The sequence below is a fragment of the Veillonella tobetsuensis genome (genome assembly GCF_002959935.1).
Classification (GTDB): Bacteria; Bacillota; Negativicutes; order Veillonellales; family Veillonellaceae; genus Veillonella; species Veillonella tobetsuensis.
In genome coordinates this window covers 328782-346153 of sequence record NZ_PPDF01000008.1, presented here as the reverse complement: position 1 = coordinate 346153, position 17372 = coordinate 328782, and the positions used below count along the sequence as shown (strand labels likewise).

Annotated in this window: 14 protein-coding genes; 10 read left to right on the top strand and 4 right to left on the bottom strand. The window is 40.0% G+C overall.

Annotation, left to right across the window (positions count from 1 at the left end; genetic code table 11):
• Nucleotides 1-22 precede the first annotated feature (22 nt).
• Nucleotides 23-1378: a class II fumarate hydratase gene (locus tag VTHSUH11_RS04750; RefSeq protein ID WP_105092808.1), complete on the bottom strand. Its 1356-nt coding sequence runs from the start codon at nt 1376-1378 to the stop codon at nt 23-25.
• Between the two features lie 354 nt (nt 1379-1732).
• Here VTHSUH11_RS04750 and VTHSUH11_RS04745 point away from each other — a divergent pair, with 354 nt between their 5' ends.
• Together VTHSUH11_RS04745 and VTHSUH11_RS04740 are read left to right on the top strand one after the other, a co-directional pair.
• A complete protein-coding gene (locus tag VTHSUH11_RS04745) occupies nt 1733-3811 on the top strand; it encodes an OPT family oligopeptide transporter (RefSeq protein WP_105092807.1) in 2079 nt (692 codons plus the stop codon).
• Between the two features lie 10 nt (nt 3812-3821).
• Complete coding sequence (locus VTHSUH11_RS04740) at nt 3822-4652, top strand: polysaccharide deacetylase family protein (protein WP_105092806.1); 831 nt, start codon at nt 3822-3824, stop codon at nt 4650-4652.
• A gap of 190 nt (nt 4653-4842) precedes the next feature.
• Here the strand turns inward: VTHSUH11_RS04740 and VTHSUH11_RS04735 are convergent, their stop codons facing one another.
• Nucleotides 4843-6141, bottom strand: a complete 1299-nt coding sequence (locus VTHSUH11_RS04735; RefSeq protein ID WP_105092805.1) for an S-layer homology domain-containing protein — start codon at nt 6139-6141, stop codon at nt 4843-4845.
• Nucleotides 6142-6248: 107 nt separating this feature from the next.
• Nucleotides 6249-7724, bottom strand: coding sequence for an S-layer homology domain-containing protein (locus tag VTHSUH11_RS04730; RefSeq protein ID WP_105092804.1), 1476 nt, complete (start codon nt 7722-7724; stop codon nt 6249-6251).
• Between the two features lie 500 nt (nt 7725-8224).
• Here VTHSUH11_RS04730 and VTHSUH11_RS04725 point away from each other — a divergent pair, with 500 nt between their 5' ends.
• The 5 genes from VTHSUH11_RS04725 (at nt 8225) to VTHSUH11_RS04705 (ending at nt 13731) form a co-directional block, all read left to right on the top strand.
• A complete protein-coding gene (locus VTHSUH11_RS04725; protein WP_059364175.1) occupies nt 8225-8962 on the top strand; it encodes a (Fe-S)-binding protein in 738 nt (245 codons plus the stop codon).
• Between the two features lie 12 nt (nt 8963-8974).
• Nucleotides 8975-10420 carry a LutB/LldF family L-lactate oxidation iron-sulfur protein gene (locus VTHSUH11_RS04720; protein WP_105092803.1) on the top strand — a complete coding sequence of 482 codons (1446 nt, stop codon included), beginning with the start codon at nt 8975-8977 and terminating at the stop codon, nt 10418-10420.
• Complete coding sequence (locus VTHSUH11_RS04715) at nt 10420-11148, top strand: LutC/YkgG family protein (protein ID WP_105092802.1); 729 nt, start codon at nt 10420-10422, stop codon at nt 11146-11148. The genes VTHSUH11_RS04720 and VTHSUH11_RS04715 overlap by 1 nt, the downstream gene beginning before the upstream one ends.
• 204 nt (nt 11149-11352) lie before the next feature.
• Nucleotides 11353-12744, top strand: a complete 1392-nt coding sequence (locus VTHSUH11_RS04710; RefSeq protein ID WP_105092801.1) for a cation:dicarboxylate symporter family transporter — start codon at nt 11353-11355, stop codon at nt 12742-12744.
• A 171-nt stretch (nt 12745-12915) separates the two neighbouring features.
• On the top strand, nt 12916-13731 hold the full coding sequence (locus VTHSUH11_RS04705) for a nitroreductase family protein (protein WP_105092800.1): 816 nt from the start codon (nt 12916-12918) through the stop codon (nt 13729-13731).
• A gap of 99 nt (nt 13732-13830) precedes the next feature.
• Here the strand turns inward: VTHSUH11_RS04705 and VTHSUH11_RS04700 are convergent, their stop codons facing one another.
• On the bottom strand, nt 13831-14646 hold the full coding sequence (locus VTHSUH11_RS04700; protein ID WP_105092799.1) for a MetQ/NlpA family ABC transporter substrate-binding protein: 816 nt from the start codon (nt 14644-14646) through the stop codon (nt 13831-13833).
• A 295-nt stretch (nt 14647-14941) separates the two neighbouring features.
• Between VTHSUH11_RS04700 and VTHSUH11_RS04695 the strand changes: the two genes are divergently transcribed.
• From VTHSUH11_RS04695 to VTHSUH11_RS04685, 3 genes are all read left to right on the top strand, one after another.
• Nucleotides 14942-16108 (top strand): iron-containing alcohol dehydrogenase, encoded by a 1167-nt coding sequence (locus VTHSUH11_RS04695; RefSeq protein ID WP_105092798.1) that lies wholly within the window; start codon nt 14942-14944, stop codon nt 16106-16108.
• A gap of 179 nt (nt 16109-16287) precedes the next feature.
• Nucleotides 16288-17004, top strand: coding sequence for an AzlC family ABC transporter permease (locus VTHSUH11_RS04690; RefSeq protein WP_244899986.1), 717 nt, complete (start codon nt 16288-16290; stop codon nt 17002-17004).
• Entirely contained in the window at nt 16997-17320 is a 324-nt protein-coding gene (locus VTHSUH11_RS04685; RefSeq protein WP_105092797.1) for a branched-chain amino acid transporter permease, read from the top strand. The genes VTHSUH11_RS04690 and VTHSUH11_RS04685 overlap by 8 nt, the downstream gene beginning before the upstream one ends.
• The last annotated feature ends 52 nt before the right edge of the window (nt 17321-17372 follow it).

Here is a 17372-nt window from a genome sequence, read left to right as displayed (position 1 = left end):
ATGTCAAAGAGATGTGAGAGCTTTATTTCATGCGAACTGCTTCAGCAAATTCGTCTTCGGTCATGAGTTTTTCTTCCAAGATGATTTCCTTGATAGAGCAACCGCGTTTGTATGCTTCTTTTACGACCTTAGCACTCTTATCGTAGCCGATGTATGGTGTTAAGGATGTAGCAATCATGAGGGATTGTTCTACAAAGAAGTTGAGTTTGTCAGGTACAAATTCTACACCGTCAATACAGTGTGTTGTGAAAGACTTCATCGCATCTGCAAGGAGGCGACAGCTTTCAACAAAGTCATAGATCATGATAGGCATGTACACGTTCAATTGGAACGCACCGCTGCCTGCACAGAGCGTCATAGTCGTATTATGGCCAAATACTTGGGCACATACCATGGTCAAGGCTTCACATTGAGTAGGATTTACCTTGCCTGGCATGATGGAGGAGCCCGGTTCGTTTTCAGGTAGATGCCATTCGCCGTAACCGCAACGAGGGCCAGAGCCTAAGAAGCGAACGTCGTTAGCGATTTTGAATAGTGTCGTAGCCAATGTGTTAAGTGCACCGTGAGCCATCATGAACGCATCTTTAAGAGCGAGTCCTTGGAATTTATTGTTCTTCACGCGGAATGGAGCACCTGTTACCTCTGGCAATACAGTTTCCATAACGTCTAGATATCCCTTAGGTGTGTTCACACCTGTACCAACGGCAGTGCCGCCAAGGGCTACGTCGAGTAGGTAGTCAGCGTTTTGAACGAGCATAGTTTTTGCAGTTTTTAAGCCGTCCACAAAGGCGCTGATTTCTTGGTCCACCATGATGAAAGTTGCATCTTGTAGATGTGTACGACCAACTTTTTGCAAGCCTTTACCTTTTTCTTGCAATTTCTCGAAGGATGCGATAAGTCCGTCTAATGCAGGGATTACGCGTTTTGTAATTTCAAAGTACGCGCAGATATGCATTGCCGTAGGGAATGTATCGTTTGTGCTTTGACCGCGGTTTACATCGTCGTTAGGATGGAGCGGGTTGCTTTCATCTAACTGTTTAGCCCGGTGAGCGATTACCTCGTTCACATTCATATTAGTTTGTGTGCCAGAACCTGTTTGGAATACCGTTAACGGGAACTCATCATCCCATTTGCCGTCTACAATCTCATCTACTACTTGAGCGATGAGCTTTGCTTTTTCCTCAGTTACTGCGCCACACTTAGCATTAGTTAAAGCACATGCTTTTTTTACAAGCGCAAGCGCTTTGATTTGTTCAATAGGAATGCGGTGATCACCGATTTTAAAATTATTGAACGAGCGTTGCGTTTGAGGTCCGTAAATTCGTCTAGCGTCGACTTCGACTGGTCCCATTGAATCATATTCAATTCTTGTTTCCATAATGTTTACAACCTCCTTAAAAGACATGCCGACCATATTGTCGGTTCTTTTTTATTATATGCTAAAAAAAGAAAAAATATAATAGAAAATGATAATAAATACCAATTAGATATAATTAAGGGGATATAATTACCTTTATACATAGTATTCTTATACAGGTGAAAGGTTAAAGGTTCTCAAAATTTTATAATGACAGGACGATGGATGGGGCGGCGTAGTGGGAGTTTTTTGGTACATATTATTTTCTACCGTGTATACATAATCAGAATATAGGGATTTTTATTGTCAACATCGCTTTAACACGTTAAAATGGAGATAGCTTATAGTTATTTTTTTTAGCGGAGGTAAGTACTTATGAAACACGATTTTATGAGCCATGACCTTCATTTGCCGGAACTTACGTTTCGTGGGATGTTACTAGGGGCACTGATTACCCTAATTTTTACAGCATCTAACGTATACTTAGGTTTGAAGGTCGGGTTGACATTCTCGTCATCCATCCCGGCAGCCATTATTTCAATGGCGATTTTACGTTTTTTCAAGGATTCTAACGTTCTTGAAAATAACATGGTACAAACGCAAGCATCTGCGGCTGGTACCTTATCTGCAATTATTTTTATTTTGCCAGGTTTATTAATGCTTGGCTATTGGCAAGGTTTCCCATTCTGGCAAACATTCTTGATCTGCGCATGCGGTGGTTCTCTCGGTGTGTTATTCACCATTCCATTGCGTCGTGCTATGGTAGTGAATAGTGACCTACCATATCCAGAAGGCCGTGCAGCAGCTGAAATTTTGAAAGTAGGCTCTCACAGTGGTGAAACTAGCAAATCTGGTTCCGGTATGACAGACATCGTATCTGGTGGTGCTGTAGCTGGTATCATCAGTCTTTGTGCAAATGGTTTTAAAGTACTTGGCGACAGCATGAGCTTCTGGCTCCCTGTTGGTAAAGGTATTACTCAAATTCCATTGGGCTTCTCCACCGCATTGTTAGGTGCTGGTTACCTTATCGGTATCGCATCTGGTATCGCTATCCTAGTTGGTGTTCTCATCGCTTGGGCTGGCTTTGTACCTTATTTGACAAATGCACTTGCTCCAGATGGTGGCGTAACTGCTAAATTCGCTATGGGCGTTTGGAAAGAAAAAGTTCGTTTCATCGGTGCTGGTGCTATCGGTATCGCAGCGATTTGGACTTTGATTACTTTGATTAAACCTATCATCGAAGGTATGAAAATTTCCTTACAATCCATGAGTGGCAGTGCTGCTGAACGTGAATTGCATCGTATGGATACAGATATGAGTACAAAATCTGTAGTCTTAACATTTGCCGTTATTCTCGTAGGCTTAGTTATTACATTCTGGGATTTCGTATCCGCTGTACCTATTAGTGCAGGTTTAATGTGGACTCTTGTTGTTGTAGGCGTTGTAGTAGCTTTATTAATCGGCTTCTTCGTAGCAGCAGCTTGTGGTTACATGGCAGGTCTTATTGGTACATCTGCATCTCCAATCTCTGGTATTGGTATCTTGGCGACTATTATTTCTTCTCTAGTGGTGTACTTCATCGCTTCTGAAAATAACTTGTTCGCTACAGAGGCTGGTGTTCAATTCGCTACAGCTATGGCTATCTTCATGACATCCGTAGTTATCGCCATTGCATCTATCTCTAACGATAACTTGCAAGACTTGAAAACTGGTCAACTCGTTGGTGCTACACCTTGGCGTCAACAAATTGCGTTGTTACTTGGTTCCGTAGCCGGTGCAGTTGCAATTGCTCCAGTTCTTAACTTGTTATACCAAGCATATGGCTTCACAGGCGCTTTACCTCGTGCTGAAATGGATCCAAATGCTGCATTGTCTGCTCCTCAAGCAACTTTGATGACTACAATCGCACAAGGTATCTTCAACTCTAGCATGGATTGGAATTACATCTTGATTGGTGTTGTTGTTGGTATCGTAGCTATCATTGTTAACGTAATTCTTAAGAGCACAACTGCTTCCTTAACATTACCTCCATTGGCTGTTGGTATGGGTATCTATTTACCTCCAACATTGGAAGTACCTTTAATTGTTGGTTCTTTCATGAGCTATTTCGTAGGCCGTTATCTCATTGCTCGCGCTAAAATGCGTGCTGGCGAATTGGCTGAATACGATGTGGAACAATCCAATCGTCGTGGCGTTCTATTTGCGTCCGGTTTGATTGTTGGTGAAAGCTTGATTGGTGTAATCATAGCTGTTATTATTGTATTGTCAGTTACAACTGGTGGTGGAGAATCTCCACTTCAATTAGTAGGTCCTGAATTTGAAAGCACAGCTGGTTGGTTAGGTCTACTTGCTTTCATTTTCGCTGGTCTCTACCTTGTTCGTCGTGTTGTAACTCACAAATTCGATAAAGAAGAAGCTCTTGCTATGAAAGCAGAGCAAGAACAAGCAAAGTAAGAGGTTAACCATGAAATTAAAACAGACTGTTCTCATCATGATGGCTGCCGCATTGCCACTCACATCTTTGGCAGCCGCTAGCGAAGCGATTCCTGTAACAAAGGATAATGGTGCGGTTATAGAAACTCAAAACGATCGTTACGATGTAACGTATCGTGTTTCTAGCACAGCTACACCTGAGCAAAACAAAAAACTACGTTCCGTAGCTAACAAAACTGATCGTGGTACTATCGAAGTAGTAGCACCAAATGCAGATCGCTATATGGATCGTAAAGAGGTAGGCGTATCTCCCGTAGATGCGACTACAGATCATTTGAAACTCGTATTCCCAACGGTTAAATCTGTTAGCCCTATCGTTGAAAAGACCATCAATACAACGATTAAGAAATACGTTTCCAAGGTTCAAAATGATACTCAAAAATTAAATGAAAAAGATGCTAATAAGACGAATGTCATCATGTACTATGATGTAAAAACGGATAAAAACGGTATCTTTAGTGTTTTAATTCACACCTATACAATGCGTGATGGTGATGCAAATGGTGTAAATTATGTAAAAGGCTTTACGTTCAATACTACAACAGGTCGTCAATTATCCTTGTATGATCTTGGTGGATTGAATAAGAAAGAACTCGTTAATGCTATTAACAATAATCAACAAGTGAAAGATGCAGTTGGTGCGGATGTTTCATTCGACAAGATGCCATCTGAATTCTACACAACAGAAGATTATTCAGTAGTAATGATTCTTCAACAAGATGTGGATACAATCCATAGTGCTGGTACTGTGTATGTGCCAGTTGGCAATTTGCGTGACCGTCAAAATGATGTGACCAAATAACATAACTAACTATATGTGTCTGTATTGAAAACAATGCAAGGTGCATGGCACCAAAAGGGTAAACAGACTGTTTTATGTGGCAAACAACTTAATACTTACGAGAAATTCCCTCCGCCTAGAGGCGGAGGGAATTTTTTTGTGCGATGAAAATTTGCTGAAAAAAGACAGCCCCAAAGGGCTGCCTAATAGATTATTTAGTTGGTTTTAATGGCAATGGGAATTGAATGGTTGTAGCCGGAGTTTCCGTAGGTGGCGTTTGAAGCATTACATTTTTGCCAAATTTCTTTTTAAATGCTTTTGTTGTACCCGCTTGTACAGAATCAGCAGTGATGACCAATACAGATGCATCATCATTAGGTAGAATACTGATGATTTTGCCTTGAGGCTCTTTTGCTTCGTAGATTGCTAATGCATCAGATTGGAAGTCCTCTAATTGGGCTTGTGTCAATTTGCCTTGGCTCAAGATAAGAGCCATATCAAGCTGTGGATCTTGGGCATTTTTTAGTGCTGTACTAACAATATCAAATTGTTTTTTCTCTACTACGGTAGTGTGCAATTTACCGTCTTTCCAGAAGAGGGCCCCATCATTTCTAAATTGTGTAAAGTCTTGTTCATAATGAAGGGCTTGGCTAATGATAGACGCTGTTTTTCTTTCCACTTGTTGACGATATAATGCGTTATGGAATGCCAATGCCTGCGGTGTTTGTGTCATGCGATAAGAGATTTCTGCGGCCTCTGCACGAGTAACGTATTTTTCAGGGTTAAACATCGTTCCAGGTGCGTAGTTAGTAAATCCTAAGTATGCCATTTCACGAACCGCATCTTGCGCCCAAGGAGCCACGAATTTTTGGTCTCCGTAAGCCACCTGATCAAGTACAGTAGGATCATCTGTAGTATAGCCTAAATAGTGTAGATAATTATCTGCTACGACAGCAAACTCTTGGCGAGACATGAATTTTTCAGGTTTATATGTTTCATCGCCATAGCCAGAGATGATATTCTTTCTAGCTACAGATTCAATAGCCAGAGCAGACCAACGGTCAGATGTAATATCTTTAAAGTGACTAGAAATGAATGCCGCCTCACCATCATCGGTGATATTGTTGAATAGAGAGGCTACTTCTTCACGAGTCATCGGTTGATTAGGTCGGAATGTACCATCAGAATAGCCTTTCATCAATTTAGCTTTTGCTACTGCACTAATTGATTTGGCGGCCCAAAAATCACTTGGTACATCGGAAAAGATATATGGTCGCACATCCTGAATATCTTTTGGCGATGTAACAACGCCAGAACGTAATTGTTGATTTACAACGGTAGTATTGGCAGACCCAATTGCTACAGCCGATGTATCTGCTGTAGCCGTTACCGTTGGTTGCGTTGTATTAGGCGCCGCTGTTTCAGTTGTTGCGGCAAGTGCCATTCCAGATGTGGTAATTAAAGCGGACAGGATGAGGGCCCGTAATGTGTATTTAGATCTTTGTTGCATACATATCCTTCCTAATCATAGTTGTAGATATACCAAAAACAGCGTTAAAAAACGCTGTTTTTAGGGGTTATTGGTAATACATGAGTTGGGTTTACGCGTAATTGTAATTAGCGTTTTACAGTCATTTTTACTTTGGAACCGAATACCTTGGAAATACCTTGTTGTGTTTCTCTGCTTGCAGTACTAACCACAGCATATAATTGATTGTTTTCCACATCTGGGAAGATGGCAATCACATTGCCGCCTTTTTCGTTTTTGCTGTAATAATTGCGGAAGTTAGATTCGATTACATCGTATTCAGTTTGGCTGTATTGGGATGGCTCTACAACAACGTAGTTATTAATTGTTGAATTACCTTGGCTTGCTAAATTAGCCTTTACAGTATCCATATCTGCATTGGATTTTAATGCTACATGTAATTGATTATCACGCCAGTACATAACACCATAGTCTTGGAATGCTTCTGGTGTTCTATATGTTTTGTTTAATTGTGTGAAAACACTGTTTTCCAATGCATCTTGTTGTTTTTGATCGAGTGGTTTTAATGTGCTACGACGTACAGGGCGAACGATGCGAGGTGTTTGTTCAACTTTAGATTCGGAAATCTTATCAGTCTTATTAGCTTTAGCTTCTTTTTCTACCTTTTTCGCATCTGCTTTTGCAGCTGCTTCTGCTTTTTTTGCATCCGCTTTTGCCTTTTTTGCGTCTGCTTTAATGTCTTTTTCAACGTCTTTTTCTACAGCTTTAGCTTTGTTTTCCACTTTTTTAGCATCTTGCTTTACATCGTCCTTGGTAGCAGTTGTCTTGCTAGGAACTGGAGCAGTTTCGCCATTTAAAATACGATTTAAGATAGTAGCTGCTTGTGCACGTGTGACAGGTTGACTAGGATTAAAATCTGTAGTTGCACCGGATGCTACATAGCCGCGTTGTGCCATGTATTCAATATCCGCTACATAAGCTTTAGAAATGCTTGCACCGTCTTTAAATGTAACCTTTTCAAATTTTACAGGTGTATCAGGTTTGATTTTCTTAACTAAATTAGCTGCAGAGGCAACGAATTCTTCGCGGTCCATAGCTTTAGATGGGGTAAAAGTAGTTTTTGTAGTACCTTCCATAACACCAGCTGCGCCTACTAATTTAATAGCTGTATTAGACCAACGGTCGTTTTCGATATCCGTATAAGAAATACCATTTTCTTTTGTTACTAGGTCAGCAAGCTCTTGCTCGTTCATATTGTGTTGCAATACTTTGCTGTAAATAGTAGCGGCTTGTTCGCGTGTGATGCTTTTACCAGGACGAAATGTATTATCTGCATAACCTGATAAGTAACCAGCCTCTGTCATTGCTTGAATAGCGTCGCGAGCCCAGTTGTCTTTTGTGTCTGGATATACGCCAGCAGGTAAAACCTCTTTTGCTTTTGCAGGGACTTCAGTCTTTTGAGCCGGTGCTTGTGTAGATGCTTTTGTGCTTGTTGCAACAGGTGCTTTCGTAGCTGTTGCCGTAGTTTGTGCATGAGCCATGCCAAATGTAGATCCTAGTGCCAATGTAATTGCTAGAGATAGGGACAATTTATTGAGTTTCATGTGAAAGCTCCTTTCGAATTACGTTTATATACATAAATTATAGCACTTTTATGAAATAACCACTACTATAAGAAAATGTAATATATAAGGATAAAAATTAGATGAATAATAATGAAAGTGCTACTTTTAGTATAACAATTGAGAATGAGGAAAATTTAGTACGAAAAATAAGAAGTTGATAAACGTTCGCAAATAGCGAAAGTAAGGGATTTATAGAAAAAAGTGATAAATTTTGGTCGATGTGTGATAAAACTCAATTTTGATTATTACTTTTAGTCATAACGATATGATTTATACAAGTCTAAATACGAATATAGCAATTGCTTGGACATTTGTATTACCCTTATTTATAATTATATAGAAATGTTCTTTAAATATAACCCTTTAAAGATCGTCAAATTTATTTTAAGGTCGATAATTAGCTAAAATATTATCGTCCTAAACGAATACATATCAAATTTTTTTTTGAGTTAAGTACTAGAAAAGACGAGGACAAAAACATGAAAATTCATCTTTTCCAACAGTGTTTGATTGATATGTTCTACCCCCATGTAGGTATGGCTGGTGTAGAGGTGCTTGAAAGATTAGGCTGCGAACTCGTAGTTCCTAAGAAACAAGTATGTTGTGGACAAATGTTCACTAACTCTGGCTATAACGAAGCTGCAATGGATGCTATTAAGAACACAATTGAATGCTTCGAGAATGCTGACTATGTAGTTAGTATGTCTGGCTCCTGTGCATTCGCTATTCGCGATGAATACCAACACTTCTTGGAAGGTCAACCTGAATGGCAAAAACGTGCAGAAAAATTGAGCGGCAAAATTTACGAATTCACAGAATTCATTACTGATGTATTGGGTGTAGAGGACGTTGGCGCACGCTTTAACGACACTGTTACATACCATACTTCTTGCCACGTAACTCGTTTGATGGGAGTAAAAGAACCACCTTTCAAACTCCTTAGCAATGTAAAAGACATTCAATTGATTGAATTACCACGCGCAGATCGTTGTTGCGGTTTCGGCGGTACTTTCTCCGTTAAAAACCCTGAAATCAGTGAAGTTATGACACGCGAAAAAGCATTGGAAATCGCTAGCACAGGTGCTAACGTTATTTCCGGTTCTGACCAAGCGTGCTTGATGAACATCGCTGGTATGCTTGACCGTCTTCACAAAGAAGGCGAAATCGATCGCCGTATCAAAGTAATGCATATTGCTGAAATCTTAAACTGCCGTTAAGGAGGAGACGACATGGCACTTATATATGACAATCGCCCCTATAAAACACGTATAAAAGAATGTTTGGCTGATGATTTCAAAGTTGCAGCTATCAAAAAAGCACAAGACGTGTTTTATGATAAACGTAATACAGTAGTTGCGGACGTTCCTGAATGGTTAGATTTCCGCGCAGAAGCAGCTAAACTTCGTGATCACGTTCTTAACAATTTGGATTACTATGTAAACCAATTCGCTGAAAACGCTGAAAAAGCTGGTTCTAAAGTTCACTTTGCATTCGACGATAAAGAAGCAACTCAAATCGCTTTAGATATTCTTCGTGAACGCGAAGCTAAAATGATCGTTAAATCCAAAACTATCTTAACTGAAGAAATTGGTTTGAACGAAGTTCTTGAAGAAGCTGGTATTGAAGTAAACGAAACTGACTTGGCGGAATTCATTTTGCAAACTGCAGTGAGCCCACCATCTCACATCGTAGTACCAGGCCTTCACTTTGAACGTAATAAAATCCGCGAAATCTTCGCTGAAAAATTAGGTTATACAGGTACTGAAAACCCTACTGAAATGACTCACTTCGTACGTGGTTATGTACGTGAACGCTTCTTGAAAGCTGACGTAGGTGTTAACGGTTGTAACTTTGCAGTTGCTGCATCTGGTACTTGCACAATCGTTTCCAACGAAGGTAACGGTCGTATGTCTAGTTCCATTCCTAAGACTCAAGTAATCTTCTTAGGTACAGAACGTATCGTTCCTGACTTCAAAGCTCTTGACGTAATGATGGAAATGTTGAACCGCTCTGCAGTAGGTTCTAAAATTTCCAACTACTTCTCCATGATGACTGGTCCTGCTCGCGCTGGCGAAGCTGACGGTCCTGAAGAAACTCACATCATCATTATCGATAACGGTCGTTCCGGTATCTTGGGTGGTACATTCCAAGAAATGTTACGTTGTATCCGTTGTGGTGCATGTATGAACATCTGTCCTGTATACCGTCACATCTCTGGTCACGGTTATGGCTCCGTATATCCAGGTCCAATGGGTGCTGTATTGACTCCATTGTTCAAAGGTTACGACGTAGCAGGCGATCTTCCATATGCTTCCACATTGTGCGGTGCATGTACAGAAAACTGTCCAGTAGCTATTCCATTGCATGAATTATTGATGGAACACCGTCATATTATGGCTGACATCGAAAAAACTCGTCCGAAAGCAGAAGAAGCAATCTTCACTGCAGCGGCTAAGATGTTTGGTAACTCCACATTATTCGACCTTGGTACAAAAGCTGGTGCTATCGGTATGAACTTGATTAGTAATAAAGAAGGCAATATGCCTACATGGACTCAAGCTATTCCGGTTATGAATGGCTGGACTAAATCTAAAGAAATGGGTACATTGAAGTTCAAGAAATTCCGTGACTTATATGCTGAACATGAAAAGAACAAGAAGAAGGAGAAAAAATAATGGATGAAGCTAAACGTAAACAATTTATTGCACGTTTATCTCGTGCATTAGGCCGTGATCAAGAAATGTGCCCTGCATTTGTAGAGGGTTTTGATTACAGCCATGGTCCTCAAGAAACTATGTTCAAAGATTTGAATAAAGATCAAATTTTGACAATGTTTAAGGAACAATGTCAACGTGTTGGTACAAAATTCGTTGAAACTACACCTGATAAATTAGGTGAAACAATTTTGGCAGCTATCGAAGACTGGGGCAATGGTAAGGTTGTATTTCCAAGCACTCCTGAAGTAGATGAATATAAATTAAAAGAATTGTTCGAACAAGATGCTGCTAATAATGGTGGTACACGTACATACTTCCAATGGGATGCATCTAAAGGTCGTGAAGAATGTATTTCTAATACTGCCAATGCAGATATTGGTATTACATTCCCATACTGCGGTATTGCTGAAACAGCTACTGTAGTACAAGCATCTGGCGAAGAATCTGGTCGTGCTATCAGCTTGTTGCCTACAACTCACATTGCTGTATTGTACACTGATACAATCAACCCACGCATGACACAAACAATGGAACATTTGGCTGAACGTTACCACAATGATCCAGCTAATTTCCCTACAAATATCTGCTTGATTTCCGGTCCGTCTCGTACGGCTGATATCGAGCTCGTTACTGTAGATGGTGCTCATGGTCCTATCCAAGTAACATATGTCCTAGTTAACAGATAGTCCTAATACTAGAGGCTTAATATAACTAAAGACTGTATAAGGCGATCTTCCGATGGAAGGTCGCCTTTTTGCACCTTTGTATAGAATGTAAAATAGGCATATATCTATTTGTAGAAATTTCGATATAGCACTTGTAAATTTTTCAATATATGATATACTAAGTTCATAACCTATTATTATGATATGAATTAAAAGAGGTGTATTATGAATATTCCATTCTTTACGGATTACCTCATGTTAAGCAATCCCTTGAGTATTGGTATTATCGCTGTGTTTGTGCTAGCGTTAATCGGTATTTATGTGTTGCAACGCAGAGGTACATCTTTTGGTAATCTCGTTATTATTGGTACCATTGTTGGTGCCGTGCTTGGTATAGCAGTTCAAGTTATTGCAGGATTCCCTGATGATCCAACTAAAGTTGTTTATATCAAGGAAAGTACGAAGTGGTTCTCCCTAGTAGGTGGTGGCTTCATCGACTTAATCCGCATGCTTGTTATTCCTATCGTTTTTATCTCCATTGTACACGTTATCTTGCACATGGAGGCCGGTGCTAATCTTAAGAAATTGGTAGTAGCCATGGTTTCTACGAACCTAGGCATGGTAGCCGTTGCTGCTGTAGTTGGTCTTATCTTGGGGAATGCGTTCGGTTTAGGGCAAGGCTTTGATATCGTCGAATCTGGAAAAAAGATTCGTGAGATCAAACCGATGGTTGATACATTCCGCGCTTTGATTCCAAGTAACCCAATACAAGCGGCTGCTGAAACAAATGTTATCGGTATCGTAGTATTTGCCATAATCCTAGGTAGCGTAGCTCATCTATTAAAACAAACTGGCACAAACTCCATGGAGATGTTTACTAAATTGTTTGATGAGCTTCACCAATTGATCTCTTGGGTAGCAGATTTCATTATCGGACTTATGCCATATGGTGTAGTTGCATTGTTAGCATCTACATTGGCAACTCGTGGCTTACAAGCTATCCTTGATATGGGCTTATTCGTAGTATTGCTTTACGTTGGCATCTTGATTATGTTCGCTGTTCAAGCTATCTTGATTGCTAGCTTTGGTTACAATCCGATTACATACTTCAAGAAAGCGAAAGCGCCATTATTGCTAGCTTTCACATCCCGTTCCTCTATGGGCGTATTGCCATTGACTGTTGAAACATTGACAAAACGTCTTGGCGTAAATGCTACAACTGCTAATACAGTAGCATCCTTTGGCACCACAGCGGGCATGCAAGGTTGTGCCGGCGTATTCCCAGCGCTTGTTGTAGTGTATATTTCTAATGTAGCGAATATTCCATTCGACATGACTATGTATATCATGAGTGTTATCGTTATCGCTATCGGTTCCGTTGGCATCGCAGGTGTTCCTGGTACAGCTACAATGGCTGCATCCGTATCCCTTAGCGGTACAGGCCTTGGTGCGTACTTCACATCCATCAGCCCAATCCTTGCTATCGATCCATTGATCGACATGGGCCGTACATGCTTGAACGTATCCGGTTCCTTAACAAATGCTCTCGTAGTAGATAAAATCATGGGCACTATTGATAAAGAGGCTTATGATAATCCTACACAGGGTGAGGCATAATATTCAAATCATCATATTGACTGTGAAAGCAGTAGATGTGACAATATAACACATATGTTTATGAGTAAAAATTATCTCATAAACATATGTGTTATATTTTTTGGCTATCCTAAGAATTGATTTTATATGATATAATAGACTTTATAGTATGTGTTTGGAGGTTTCATTACTATGTTATTTACCGTGAATACAGAAGTCTGTACTCGTTGTGGTCTATGCGTAGCCGATTGTCCCACAGGCCTACTTGTTATGACCGATGATGGTCCTGTAACAGGTCGGGGAGGGTGTATATCCTGTGGTCATTGCGTTGCAGTATGTCCTACGCTTGCTTTAGATAGCGACCTTACACCGCGTGCTGAACAAGTGGATATTACAAAAGAAACTAAAATTACGCCAGAACAGGCCGAACTATTTTTACGTAGTCGTCGTTCTATTCGTAACTATCAAAATAAACCAGTTCCTGCTGAGCTTATTCGCAAGGTATTAAATGTTGCGAGAATGGCTCCAACAGCAACTAATACACAAGGTATTTCATATATCGTAATTCGGGATAAACAAAAGTTACGCCGTATTGCTGATCTCGTTCTTGAGTGGATGCATTTTGCGGCGAAAACGGTGCCTATTATGCGCCTATATGCGCGCGCTGCACAAGCAGAAGTGGATAAGGGCAAAGAATATATTTTACGTGATGCGCCAGCTTTAATAGTGGCTATTGGATCTAAAAAAGATGTGCATCGCACGCATGATTCTGGGCATTCCTGTCTATCTTATGCAGAGTTGTATGCGCCAACAGTAGGTCTTGGTACCTGCTGGGCAGGCTTCTTTGAACATGCTGGGGAAGCAGAATATGAACCATTGTTGAAACTATTAGGTGTACCCGAGGATAAAATCATTGCTGGTGGCATCTTGATGGGCTATCCAAAGGTTCGTTATCGCAATATTGTGGAACGACAACCATTGGATGTTACCTTTGATACAGAAGAATAATATACTATAACGCTCTACCTTTGTAGGGCGTTATTTTTGTGTTACATTTTACCCTATAACAAAAAATCTCCATCCTAAGAAGAATGGAGATTTTTTATATTAATTGGCAGATGTGATAGTGCCTTTGAATGTATCTTTAATGAATTGTTTAATGGCTTCTGATTTGTAAATTTCTGCAATTTTTTTGTATGTTTCGTTGTCTTTATCTTGACCGCGTACAGCGAGAATCATAACAGCTAAAGGTTCATCCTTTGGCTCTAAGAAGAAGCCTTGTTTCTCTACATTGAGGCCCGCACTTTGAACATAGTTCATAGGGATAGCGGCTACGGCTACGTCGTCAAGACTACGAGGTAATTGAGCGGCTTCTAATTCTTGGATTTGAAGGTTTTTAGGGTTAGATGTAATATCTGCTACAGTTGCTTTAAAACCTACGCCATCTTTCAATGTAATAAGGCCTGCTTTTGCGAGTAATGCAAGGCCGCGTCCGCCGTTTGTTGGGTCGTTAGGCACGGCTACGATGGCACCATTTGGTACATCTTGCGCACTGTGAATGGAGTTGCTATATAACCCCATAGGCATCAAGATTGTTTTGCCGATGGCTACAAGGTTTGAATTGTTTTGCTTATTGAAGTTTTCCATGAATGGTACGTGTTGGTATGCATTTAATTGGATATCTCCATCTGCTAACGCCTTATCTGGAGTTACATAGTCAGAAAATTCTACAACTTTAAGGTTAATACCTTGCTTTTGAGCCTCTTTTGCTACAGCCTCTGCTACTTGTGCATGAGGACCTGCGGTAGCACCAATTTTAATCTCTTTCGGTGTCTCGCTAGTTTGTGTACTGTTACCACAACCGGCAATGGCAAATGCTAAAACGCCCACTAATAATGGAGCGATTAATCTTTTTAGTTTCATATTATCTCCCTTTCGTTCATTGTGAAAGCTAGTATCTAAGTGTTTATATCGAATCAAGCTTTTATAATGGTGTAATATATAGATTATATTGAATATGTTTTATATCCTATCACAGGACTAGGATGATGCATAGAATTAAAAATACATGGCTTGCCATAGATTGAAGTTATATGGTATGAAGTTAGCTATACATTTTGCTACGATGTATTTATAACTAGTTATATCATGCTTAGCTCAATGGAATATGGTATACTATAAAGAAAAGTTGCGTACAATTTATAAAGGAGGAGGCTTTATGTTTAACTTCGATTTTTATAACCCTACTCATATCGTATTCGGTAAGGACCGTTTAGCAGAATTGGATACACTTGTACCAAAAGAAGCTAAGGTCTTGATTACTTATGGCGGTGGCAGTGCAGTTCGAAGTGGTCTCATCGACCGTGTTACGACTGCGCTTGGTAACCGTAAGGTGGAACAATTTGGCGGTATTGAGCCGAATCCATCTCTTGAAACGTGTGAACGAGCTGTAGCTTTTATCAAAGAAAATGGTGTAGATTTTGTCCTTGCTGTAGGTGGTGGTTCTGTAGTGGATGCTACAAAACTCATCGTTATGGGTGCTACCTATGATGGTCCTGTGATTGAGGTTATGAAAGCTGGTGTGCCAGAGGTTCCCGTTGAAATGGTACCAAATCCATTGCCGTTTGGTACAATTATGACATTACCTGCTACGGGTTCTGAAATGAACAATGGTGCTGTCATTACGTATGGTGATGGTAAGTTTCCTGTGTTTAGCAGCTTAGTGTTCCCTAAGTTCTCTATGCTAGATCCAACATTGACTTTCACATTGCCTGAAAAACAAGTTAAGAATGGTGTTATTGACACCTTTGTACATACGACAGAACAATATTTAACATATCCTGTAGAAGGCCGTATTCAAGATCGTTTCAGTGAAGGCATTTTGAAAACTATGATTGAGATCGGTAAAGAAACGGTAGAAAATCCAGAAAATTACGACATCCGTGCTAACCACGTGTGGGCCTCTACTTTAGCATTAAATGGCTTGATTGGTGCAGGCGTGCCTCAAGACTGGGCAACACATCTTATCGGTCATGAGTTGACAGCTGCATACCATCTTGACCATGGTATAACATTAGCTATTGTATTGCCTGCATTGTTAGAGGTGAAAAAAGCAGACAAGCTTGAAAAATTGGCACAATATGCTACGCGCGTATGGCACATTACAGAAGGTACTCCAGAAGAAAAGGCGGATAAAGCGATTGCTAAAACTCGTGAGTTCTTCGAGTCCCTGGGTGTATCTACTCACTTGAAAGATTATGGTCTAGGTACTAAAGCAATTGATAAAATTGTAAAACAACTTGAAAATCACGGTATGGTAAAACTAGGAGAAAAACGCGATATCACACTTGAAGTGACTCGGGAAATTTTGACACGTGCATTATAATCGGTATAATAGTATGTATATTAGAAAAGACACCTAGTAGGTGTCTTTTCTTTGTGTCAATATTACGGGTTGTATTTGTCAATATTACGGGTTGTATTTGTGATATTAAACTATATTATAACATCTTACAATAGATATTTTCGCAGTTCATAGATATTTAGAAAGGTAGGGCAGTACTAATGGAACAACCACATAAAGGGCGACATGCGTTTAGTTATGCCCTTCCAATTATGATTCCTATGGGGATTAGTTTTTTCTTTATCGGTCTTGGTTTTGGTCTTTATGCCACGAGCCAAGGTTTTCCCTGGTGGGTACCACCTGTATTAGGTATAGTAATATTTGCAGGTTCGATGGAATTTGTTACCATTGGTTTACTGATGGGGGGATTTGATCCTCTTACAGCGTTAATGCTCACTCTATTTGTTAATGGTCGCCACATATTTTACGGTTTATCTATGTTGACGAAATATGTAAACATGGGTTGGAAATGGTTTCCTACTGTATTCTGGATGTGTGATGAAAGTTTTGCCATCAATGCAACTACGAAATTGCCGGATGATGTTGATGAGAAATGGTTCTATTTTCATATATCGTGGCTAAATGGACTCTTTTGGGCTATTAGTACCTTTGCTGGCGGTCTTTTTGGTAACTTATTGTCAGATTTTGACTTGCGTGGTGTAGGATTTGTATTGCCGGGGCTATTTATTGTCATTTTCTTAGAAATGCTATTAAATGCAAAAAATAAGAAAACACGTATCTTTGGTGTTTCTGGCATGGTTCTGGCTTTAGTGATGCTTATCTTGTTTGGTAAACAAGCCTTTATGCTTATCTCTATGACATCTATGCTGGCTGCGTGTTACGTGGCATATAAGTGGGGAGGTGTGAGAATTGACTGAGTTACAAATGGTCATCACCGTTGCTATAGTCGCGTTAACTACAATTTTTACACGAATTATTTCATTCCTCATATTTCCACCTGGTAAACAAGCACCTCCATTTATTCTCTTTATTGGTAAGGCTTTACCCGCATCTGTTATGGGCATGCTAGTAGTATATACCTTTAAAGATACAGTGGTGCTTTCTTATCCGTATGGCATCCCAGAAATAGTGGCCTTTTTAGTAACCTCTTTACTACACCTCTGGAAGCGAAAAATGCTAATCTCAATCGCAGCAGGAACTATAGTGTATATGCTTATCGTACAAAATATTTAATATTTCCTTCGAATATCCCTTTCGTCAAACGACTTTGGCCCTGCGAAGCCCG